At 67.2% G+C, this 8,830-nt stretch carries 8 protein-coding genes; 1 reads left to right on the forward strand and 7 read right to left on the reverse strand.

Annotation, left to right across the window (positions count from 1 at the left end; translation table 11 throughout):
- Window positions 1–72: 72 nt before the first annotated feature.
- The 4 genes from ABGA94_RS12275 to ABGA94_RS12290 form a co-directional block, all read right to left on the reverse strand.
- Window positions 73–1,584: a hybrid sensor histidine kinase/response regulator gene (locus ABGA94_RS12275; RefSeq protein ID WP_005419354.1), complete on the reverse strand. Its 1,512-nt coding sequence runs from the start codon at window positions 1,582–1,584 to the stop codon at window positions 73–75.
- A 4-nt stretch (window positions 1,585–1,588) separates the two neighbouring features.
- Window positions 1,589–2,029 (reverse strand): response regulator, encoded by a 441-nt coding sequence (locus ABGA94_RS12280; RefSeq protein ID WP_005411057.1) that lies wholly within the window; start codon window positions 2,027–2,029, stop codon window positions 1,589–1,591.
- Window positions 2,026–3,843, reverse strand: coding sequence for an ATP-binding protein (locus ABGA94_RS12285; RefSeq protein WP_005419357.1), 1,818 nt, complete (start codon window positions 3,841–3,843; stop codon window positions 2,026–2,028). The genes ABGA94_RS12280 and ABGA94_RS12285 overlap by 4 nt, the downstream gene beginning before the upstream one ends.
- A 230-nt stretch (window positions 3,844–4,073) precedes the next feature.
- Window positions 4,074–4,460: a BON domain-containing protein gene (locus ABGA94_RS12290; RefSeq protein WP_053498227.1), complete on the reverse strand. Its 387-nt coding sequence runs from the start codon at window positions 4,458–4,460 to the stop codon at window positions 4,074–4,076.
- A 171-nt stretch (window positions 4,461–4,631) separates the two neighbouring features.
- Between ABGA94_RS12290 and ABGA94_RS12295 the strand changes: the two genes are divergently transcribed.
- Window positions 4,632–5,675 carry an oxidoreductase gene (locus ABGA94_RS12295; protein ID WP_353075426.1) on the forward strand — a complete coding sequence of 348 codons (1,044 nt, stop codon included), beginning with the start codon at window positions 4,632–4,634 and terminating at the stop codon, window positions 5,673–5,675.
- A gap of 184 nt (window positions 5,676–5,859) precedes the next feature.
- Here ABGA94_RS12295 and gnd read toward each other — a convergent pair whose 3' ends face one another.
- Genes gnd through ABGA94_RS12310 form a run of 3 tightly spaced genes read right to left on the reverse strand, consistent with a single transcriptional unit; the run spans window position 5,860 to window position 8,622 of the window.
- Window positions 5,860–6,765 carry a phosphogluconate dehydrogenase (NAD(+)-dependent, decarboxylating) gene (gene gnd, locus ABGA94_RS12300; RefSeq protein WP_329846077.1) on the reverse strand — a complete coding sequence of 302 codons (906 nt, stop codon included), beginning with the start codon at window positions 6,763–6,765 and terminating at the stop codon, window positions 5,860–5,862.
- A gap of 10 nt (window positions 6,766–6,775) precedes the next feature.
- Entirely contained in the window at window positions 6,776–8,014 is a 1,239-nt protein-coding gene (locus ABGA94_RS12305; protein WP_375367410.1) for a hypothetical protein, read from the reverse strand.
- 17 nt (window positions 8,015–8,031) lie between these two features.
- Window positions 8,032–8,622 (reverse strand): DUF2242 domain-containing protein, encoded by a 591-nt coding sequence (locus tag ABGA94_RS12310; protein ID WP_338168150.1) that lies wholly within the window; start codon window positions 8,620–8,622, stop codon window positions 8,032–8,034.
- Window positions 8,623–8,830 lie beyond the last annotated feature (208 nt).

Below are 8,830 nucleotides of genomic sequence, written 5' to 3' on the forward strand. Positions count from 1 at the left end.
CCGGCCGCTGGCCGGCAACCGCAATGATCCCACCGCACGGGGATGCCGGCCAGCGGCCGGCACTACCCTTTGTCAGCCCAGCGCCTCGGCCACTGCGCGGAACACCTGTTGCATCTGCAGCGGCTTGCGCAGTACATGGACGTCCACGCCGGCCGGGAAGGCATCGGCAGGCACCGCCACCGCCGCGTCCTCCAGCACCAGCGCCGGGCCGCGATAGCCCAGCGCAGCCATCTCGCCCAGCAGCTGGCTGGCCGGCAGCAGCTTTGAGCCGGCGTCTGCAATCACCAGCGCCGGCATCGCCTCCTGCTGCATCCAGCGCAGCGCCGCCGGGCCATCGGAGGCCAGCTGCAGCTGATACCCCTGGCTGGACAGCGCGTTGCCGAGCAGCGACAGGCGCGTAGCTTCGCCGTCGACCACCAGGATCGACTGGCCACTGCCCAGGGCCACCAGCTGCTCGATCGGCTCGCTGCCGTCGCTGGCTTCGTGCATCGGCAAGCGCAGCTCGAAGCAGGTGCCCTGCCCCGGCTGGCTGCTGACATGGATGCTGCCGCCGGCGCCTTCGACGATGCGCTTGCAGGAAATCAGACCCAGGCCGGTGCCATCGGCCTTGGTGGTGAAGAACGGATTGAACAGGTGCGACAGCGTGTCCGCATCCATGCCGATGCCTTCGTCGGACACGCAGATCTGCATCCAGTCCACGCCATCGCGCTGCCCGGCATGGCTGGCGGTCAGGCTCAGGCGGCCACCGTTGGGCATCGCCTGGATCGCGTTGAGCGCCAGGTTCAGCATTACCTGCTGCAGTTCGGTGTAGTTGGCGTCGACCACCAGGCCTTCGTCCAGCACCTGCAGTTCCAGGCGCACGGCATCGGGCACGTTGCTGCGCAACAGCAGCGCCACCGCGTCGAACAGGCCGTCGATCTCGATGCGCTCGCTCGGCTTGCGCGAACCACGCACGAACGACAGCATCGACTCGGCCATCTCATGGCCGCGGCGGCCACACTCGGCGATGACGTCGGCCAGGTGGTGCAGCTGCGGATCCTCGGTGCGGGCCTTCAGCAGGTCCGGCATGATCAGCAACGGCTGCAGGATGTTGCGCAGGTCGTGGCTGAGCCCGGCGGCAAGCAGGGACAGGCTTTCCAGGCGCTGCGCACGCATCAGTTCGGTTTCCACGCGTGCGCGCTCGACCGCACTGCGTGCATCGCGGATCGCACGCGCGACCGCCGAAGGCAGGCGCGCAGGCTGGTGCTTGATGATGTAGTCGTTGGCGCCCTTCTGCAGCGCCGCTACCGCATTCTCCTCACCCATCGTGCCGGAGACGAAGATGAAGGGCACCTCCGGTGAGGTCTCGCGCACGATGCGCAGCGCGTCGTCACCGGAGAACCCCGGCATGCTCAGGTCGGACAGCACGATGTCCGGCTGGAACACAGCCAGTGCCTGGCGCAGTTCCGCCTCGCTCTCCACACGCTCGAAGCGGGCCTCCAGGCCTGCGTCGAGCATCTGTTCGGACATCAGCTCGGCATCTTCCGGTGAGTCTTCCACCAGCAGGATGCGCAGCGCCCCCAGGGCGGGACCGGTCAGGGGCATGGGCTCACTCGAGTTCCGGTGCCTGGTTGATCAATGCCCAGAACTTGCCCAGGGTCTGCACCGCGCCGAAGAACTGGTCCACGTCCACCGGCTTGACCACGTAGGCGTTCACGCCCATGTCCCAGCTGCGGGCCAGGTCACTTTCCTCGCGCGAAGACGACAGGATCACCACCGGCAGGCGCTTGAGTTCTTCGTGCTCGCGGATCTGCCGCAGCACTTCCAGGCCATCCATGCGCGGCATCTTGATGTCCAGCAGCAGCACCGCCGGCAAGCCTTCCTCGCGGTTGGCGAAGGCGCCGCGGCGCAGCAGGTAGTCCATCACTTCCACGCCGTCCTCGACGTGCACGATGGGATTGGCCAGACGCGCTTCTTCCAGGGCGTCGATCGCCATTTCGGCATCCGCCGGGCTGTCTTCGGCGAGAAGAATGGTGCGCAGAGTCGTCATGCAGAGGGACCTTGTTTGTCCGCGTCGGTCGCGGGGGGCAGGTAGAAGTGGAAAGCAGCGCCGACGTCCGGTTCGGCCTCGGCCCAGATACGGCCACCATGGCGGGTCAGCACGCGGCGCACGCTGGCCAGGCCGATGCCGGTCCCCGGGTAGTCACTGGCCTTGTGCAGGCGCTGGAACACACCGAACAGCTTGCCGGCGTAGGCCATGTCAAAGCCTGCACCATTGTCGCTGACCGTGAACTGATGGCCGCCGTCGGGCTGCTGCTGGTAGTCAACGCGGATCTTCGCCGGTTCGCGGTTGCCCGAGTACTTCACTGCGTTGCCGAGCAGGTTGAGCCAGACCTGGCGGATCATGTTTTCGTCGCCCACCACGATCGGCAGCGGCGCGATGCTCCACTCCACCTGGTGCGCATGGCCGCTGTTCTCGGCCTCGGCCTGCAGGTTGGAATCGAGCATGGCGCGGGTGTCGGCCACCAGCGACTGCATGTCCACCGCCTGCTGCCGCATCGCCGCGCGGCCAAGTCGCGAGTAGACCAGCAGGTCGTCGATCAACGCTGCCATGCGCCGGGCCGAACTGGAAATCACGTCCAGATAGTGGCGGCTCTTGTCATCAGCCTGGTCGCCGAGGTGGCGCGACAGCTTGTCGGAGAATCCTGCCACGTGGCGCAGCGGTGCACGCAGGTCATGCGAGACCGAATAGCTGAAGGCCTCCAGCTCGCGGTTGACCTCGGACACCTGCGCAACCTTTCCTTCCAGCTGGCGGTTCAGCTCTTCGACGCGCAGCTGCACTGCGCGCTGCATGGTGACGTCGCTGATGGTCAGCAGCACCACCTCGTCATCGCTGTCGGGCAGCGGCATGCGCCGCGCGTTGAGCAGCATGTAGCGCACCATGCCGTCGGCGGTGCGCTGCTCGTGCTCGAAGTCCCACAGTTCGCGACCGCGCGACAGTACGTCGGCCAGGCGCTGCCGGACCACCGGGTCCTGCCATGCGTTGTCGCCAACGTTTTCCAGCAGCAGGCCGTCGGCGCGCTCGTCCTGCAGGCCGTACAGCTCAGCGAATGCTGGATTGTGCAGCTGCACGCGCAGGTCGCGGTCGAGCAGCACGATCGGTTCGCGCACGGTCTGCAGCACCGACGCCGCACGTGCAGCCGAGCGCAGCGATTGCCGCTCCGCATGCAGGCGACGGCCGATCTGCCGCTGCAGCAGCCACAGCACCAGGCCGAGCAGCGCCAGCTGGATCACCAGCGAACTCCACGACACCAGTTCGGTCTGCTTGCGTTGGCGCGCCGCCTGCTCGGCGCGCAGCGCCAGCAGCTTCTGCTCGCTGGCCTGCAGCTCTTCCACCAGCCCGCGGATGGGATAGCGCGTACTCAGGTCCTGCACCAGCTCGCGCTGGTCGCTGTTCGGCTCGGACCTGGCCAGCTCGCGGGCGAGTGCCATGCGGCCTTCCAGCATCGATTCGATCCGACCGATGCGGATCAGCTGGTCGGGATTGTCGCGGGTCATCCGGCCCAGTTCGGCCAGGCGCCCGGGAATTTCATCGGCCCGGGCCATGCGTTCGCGCAGGCCGGGGGCATCCACGCCCTTGGACAGGGTCAACGCGGCCGATTCGACATCGCGCACATCGGCCTGCAGTTGCTGCAGTGCCACGCCCACGGCCTGGGTGTGGTTGACCCAGGCCATCGCTTGTTCGCTGTCCTGCTGCAGTTTACGCAGGGTCAACCACGGCACCACGATGATCGCGGCGGCGGCCAGCGCCAAGGCCGGCAACCGCCAGCGGTCCCAGATGTCGTCACTGAAAACCAGCGCCATAGTTCCTCGTCAGCTCTGCCGCGACGCGTTGGCCGGGTCGAGCCCGGTTGCGGCGGAACCGGCAATATAGCGCAGGCGGTCACAACTCTGGAATTTCCAGCGCGGTCGGCTGAACGGGTTGGCAATCAGACCTGTAGGGCCAAGCCCATGCTCGGCTGCCTTGGAGTGCCAGCCGAGCATGGCTCGGGTCTACAGGTCAGTGGGCGCCCCACGCGGGGCGCCCAACCGGTTCAGCGCTTGGCGGCAGCGCTGACCTTCAATGCGGCGGCATCGACGCGGGTCACGCCCTTGATGCCCTTGGCGGTGGTGACCGCCTTGTCCTTCTCGGCCTGGGTGGCCACGGTGCCGCTCAGGCTGACCACGCCGTTCACCGTTTCCACCTTGATCTCGGTGCCCGGGACGTTGCTGCTGGTCAGCAGGTCCGCCTTCACCTTGGTGGTGATCCAGCTGTCGGTCACCGGTTCGTTGGAATCATGGCGATCCGCGTGGGTAGCCGGATGTGCGCTGGTGGTCGGCGGGCTCTTCGCGGCCGGGTCCTTGGCGAATGCGGCCGAGGAGGACAGTGCCAGGCCCAGCGTCAGGGCAGAAGCAATCAGCGTGCGAGTGGTATTGCTCATCGTGTCGTTCTCCTTCGGGATGTGCTGCCAGTCTGGACAAGCGCACGTGGAGCAGGCGTGGCGTCGCGGTCATGCCGCCGTGAATCGAAGCGTTTCCAACGGCAACGGTTCAGTTTTGGGCTGTCCGCATCTGTCGTTTACCCTGCCCTTCCCCCCTGCCGGAGCTCTGCCATGCGCCCCGACCTGCACCTGGCCCTGATCGGCTACGGCCTCGCCGGCCGCGTCTTCCATGCGCCGCTGATCCAGCACACGCCCGGCCTGGCCCTGCACAGCATCGTCAGCTCGCAGCGCGACACGTTGCTGCGCACGTTCAGCAACGTACACGTGCGTGCAACGCCACAGGACGTGTTCGACGATCCAGCGGTGGATGCGGTAGTGATCGCCACGCCGAACGAACAGCACGCGCCGCTGGCGATGGCCGCGCTGGCCGCCGGCAAGCACGTGCTGGTCGACAAACCCTTTGCGCTGGATGTGGCCGAAGCGGAAACGGTACTGGCCACGGCACGCGACGCCGGCCGCATCGCCACCGTGTTCCAGAACCGGCGCTTCGATGCCGACTTCCTCACGCTGCAGGCGCTGCTGTCCGAAGGCACGCTGGGCGAGGTGGCCGAATGCCATGCGCATTTCGACCGCTACCGGCCGCAGGTGCGCGACCGTTGGCGCGAACAGGACGGGCCAGGCAGTGGCCTGTGGTACGACCTCGGCCCGCACCTGCTGGACCAGATGCTGGTGCTGTTCGGCTGGCCCGACGCCATCGATGCGGATCTGGCCGTGCAGCGCCAAGGTGGCGCCGGCATCGATTACTTCCACGCCGTACTGCACTACCCGCGGCATCGCGCCATCGTGCATGCCGGTTCACTGGTGGCTGCCCCTGCCCCGCACTTCAGCGTGCATGGCAGCAAGGCCAGCTGGATCAAGTACGGCCTGGATGTGCAGGAGGCCCAGCTGCGCCGCGGCGTAGCGCCGGGTGCGCCCGGTTGGGGCATCGATCCCCGGCATGGCGAACTGGTGCGCTGTGATGCAGAAGACAATGTTCTGCGCAGCACCGTCGACAACCTGCCCGGCGACTATCGTCGGTTGTATGCGCAGTTCGCCGCGGCGATGCACGGCGACGGCGAAGCGACGGTCAGCCCGATGCAGGCATTGCAGTTGATGCGGCTGCTGCAGGCCGGCATGGACAGCGCGCGCGAAGGGCGGCGGATCGCGTTGGACTGACCAGTAGATCCACGCCATGCGTGGATGACGTAGCAACGATCGGAGACGGCTTTTGTAGAGTCGAGCCATGCTCGACTGGCTGCATGGGGTCAGAACCCTTTCCTGCGGAAAGGGATCCGACCCTGATCTGCCCGGGGTCGGATCCCTTCGGCAACGCCGAAGGGCTCTGACCCCACCGCAGTGCTTACGACTTCTTGATGGCGTGGCCGCCGAATTCATTGCGCATCGCCGACAGCAGGCGGTCGGTGAACGAATTCGATTCCCGCGAACGCAGGCGTTCCAGCAGCGACAACGTGATCACCGGTGCCGGCACGTCCAGCGCGATGGCTTCGGCCACGGTCCAGCGGCCTTCGCCGGAATCCTCCACGTATGGCGCGATGCCATCCAGCGACGGATTGCGCTTGAGGGCTTCGGTGCTCAGGTCCAGCAGCCACGAGCGCACCACGCTGCCGTGACGCCACACCTCGGCTACCTGGGCCAGGTCCAGCGCCATCTCCTGCTTGCGCTCCATCAGCGCGAAGCCTTCGGCATAGGCCTGCATCATTCCGTATTCGATGCCGTTGTGGACCATCTTGGTGAAATGGCCGGCGCCGGATGGACCAACACGCGCCCAGCCACGATCTTCAGCCGGTGCCAGCGTGCGCAGCAGCGGTGCGATCTGCTCCACCACCGATGCTTCGCCACCGACCATCAGGCTGTAGCCTTCCTGCAGGCCCCACACGCCGCCGCTGGTGCCACAGTCGACGTAGCCCAGATCGTCCTCCGCCAGCGCCTTGGCGCGACGGATCGAGTCCTGGTAGTTGGAGTTGCCGCCGTCGATGACGATGTCACCCTCGGCCAGGTGCGGGGTCAGCTGTCCCAGCGTCTGGTCGACGGTTTCACCCGCCGGCACCATCAGCCACACCACGCGCGGCACCGGCAGCGCGGCCACGGCGGCGGCCAGCGAATCAACCACCTCCAGGCCGGCCTCTGCAGCACGCTGGCGCGCACTTTCGCCCGGGTCGTAGCCGATCACGCGGTGGCCGCCGCGATGCAGGCGCTGGGCCATGTTGGCGCCCATGCGGCCGAGGCCGATCATTGCAATATCCATTGTTTCACCTTCAGTTGGGGTCTAGGGTCAGGCTGCCTGGCCTGCCGGTAGCCGCGCAGTGGCGCAGCTGCGCCTCGCGCCAACGCCGGTAGAGCGTGGTATGCAGATTGTGCACCGCCAGGTCGATCGAAAACGGCGTTCTCGGGTTGCGATCGAGCAGGCGGACGATGTGGTAGCCGATAGGACGTATACCGCGCGGATGCACGTAGATCACGAACTGCTGGTAGAACGGATCGTCCAGCAGCTGATCCATGCGCACCAGAGCCGCGTGGTAGCGCGGTGCCAGGCGCGCGCGCAGCTGTGGATCGCGCTCGAACAGCAGGCGCTCGAAATAGCGCTGGCCGATGCGCGGGATGTCCTGCGCCAGTTTCCAGAGCTCGGCATTGCGCTGGTCGTACCAGGCCAGGCCAGCGTGCAGTGCCAGCGCCTGCGCAGCGCCCTCGCCCACCTCGACCACCACGAAGTTCTCGGCCTGGTTGCTCAGGTCGTCCAGCGTGCCTTTGTCGTACACATGTTCGATGAAACCGGGCACGCCCACGAACGCCTGCCGCCCCATCGCCGAGGTGCGCACCGCCTTGCCATCGGCGAAGAAGTCGCCCGCATGCGCGCCGAGCAGGATGCTGTCGGTGTCGTGCAGCGCGAGGAAGGTGCCGATCGACAGTTCCTCCGCTGCGAACCCTGTGTCGAACGCAGCATCGCCATACAGCTCGCGCTGGGTGGCCAGCTGTGCGACCTGGCGGCCGACACCGCATTCGGCACGCACGGCACCGCTGTAGAACGCCTGCAGCGCATGGCTGTTGCCCGCGCGGGGCACGAAGCCACGACCGAAACTGCGTGTACGCTGCCAACCCTGTGCCGGTGCGCCCTGCAATCCGAAGCCGATCCATCCCAGCTGCGGGCCGGAGAAGCGGAACGTGGGATTGCCCTGCAATGCCGAAGTCGCGCGCCGCGTGGCCGCCCCCAGCTCAAAGGCATAGGCGCAGATGGTGGCGGGATCATCCAGCAGCTGCTGCAGAAGTGCGTGCCGAGCAGCAGCGGGCAACGCCGCCGGCCACCGCACCTGCAGGTCGCCGGCCGCCTGTGAATCAGCCAGCGAGGCACGCGTACATACGGGACCACCGCGCACCTGCGGCGCAGTGAGGGACGCTTCTTCGAAGCGCCACCCCAACCGCTGCAGCAGGCCCTGCGTACAGTCCGGGGATGGCGATGCCACGACCCACGCGGGCGCCAGCAGCAGGGCTGCAATCAGCCACCTGCCGCGCACACTCAGCCCTGGTCCGTGACCGCCGGTGCGGGTTCCGGCGCCGCTGCCGGCGATGGCGATGGCGTGCCCGCCGCGGCCGGCAGATACTGCTGCAGGCGCTGGAAGAAGCGACGATAGAACTCGGCATCCGTGACCGTGCTGCTGGCCACCCTCACCAGCGAGTCGTCGTTGCTGCCGAACGGCAGCGACACCGAGCCCAGCGCACCCACACCGACACTGGCCGAGGTCGGGCTCTTCTTCAGCGCGTAGCGGTCCTGCACGGCACTGACGAACACCAGCGTCTGGCTGCCGCGCGGGGCGCAGGAGATGCGCAGCACCAGCTGCTCATGGTCATCCTCGCGCGGCTGGAAGTTCTTGTTGCCCTCCACCTGCGCATCATCGGAACGGGCGATGGCATAGCCTTGGCTGAGCAGCGTGCGGCGCGCGGCCTCGCAGGCTTCGCCGGGGCGTCCCTCAACGGTGCGCGAGAAGGTATCGCCGGAATCGAAAGACTCGCGCAGCACGGTGCTGTCGGCGGCGCGGCCACCACAGGCCGAAAGGATCAAGGCGCTGGCGCACGCCACGGCAGCGCTGGAAAGACGGGAGGCCCGCATGGGTACTCCTGCGAGAACGGAAGCACCAAGGGTAGTCCCGCCCCCGTGTGCGGCAGGTCGATATGGCCCCCCACGTTGCTCCCGGTTCATGCACGTAAAAGGGGACGGAGGGGATTAAGTCGTTTGCGGCACTTCACTGGCCCGGGCATGGCCCGGCGCGACCGGGAGTGGGCTTCCCAAACAAGAAGGGGCCGGCAATGCCGGCCCC

Origin of the sequence: Stenotrophomonas sp. 3diitr2024, assembly GCF_042136455.1 — a bacterium.
In the GTDB taxonomy this organism is placed as follows: Bacteria; Pseudomonadota; Gammaproteobacteria; order Xanthomonadales; family Xanthomonadaceae; genus Stenotrophomonas; species Stenotrophomonas sepilia.

Excerpts from the sequence above, each read along its gene's own strand:
- ABGA94_RS12275 (WP_005419354.1), bottom strand. The coding sequence starts at position 1,584 with ATGCCCCTGACCGGTCCCGCCCTGGGGGCGCTGCGCATCCTGCTGGTG.
- ABGA94_RS12310 (WP_338168150.1), bottom strand. The coding sequence starts at position 8,622 with ATGCGGGCCTCCCGTCTTTCCAGCGCTGCCGTGGCGTGCGCCAGCGCC.
- ABGA94_RS12295 (WP_353075426.1), top strand. The coding sequence starts at position 4,632 with ATGCGCCCCGACCTGCACCTGGCCCTGATCGGCTACGGCCTCGCCGGC.
- ABGA94_RS12280 (WP_005411057.1), bottom strand. The coding sequence starts at position 2,029 with ATGACGACTCTGCGCACCATTCTTCTCGCCGAAGACAGCCCGGCGGAT.
- ABGA94_RS12290 (WP_053498227.1), bottom strand. The coding sequence starts at position 4,460 with ATGAGCAATACCACTCGCACGCTGATTGCTTCTGCCCTGACGCTGGGC.
- gnd (WP_329846077.1), bottom strand. The coding sequence starts at position 6,765 with ATGGATATTGCAATGATCGGCCTCGGCCGCATGGGCGCCAACATGGCC.
- ABGA94_RS12285 (WP_005419357.1), bottom strand. The coding sequence starts at position 3,843 with ATGGCGCTGGTTTTCAGTGACGACATCTGGGACCGCTGGCGGTTGCCG.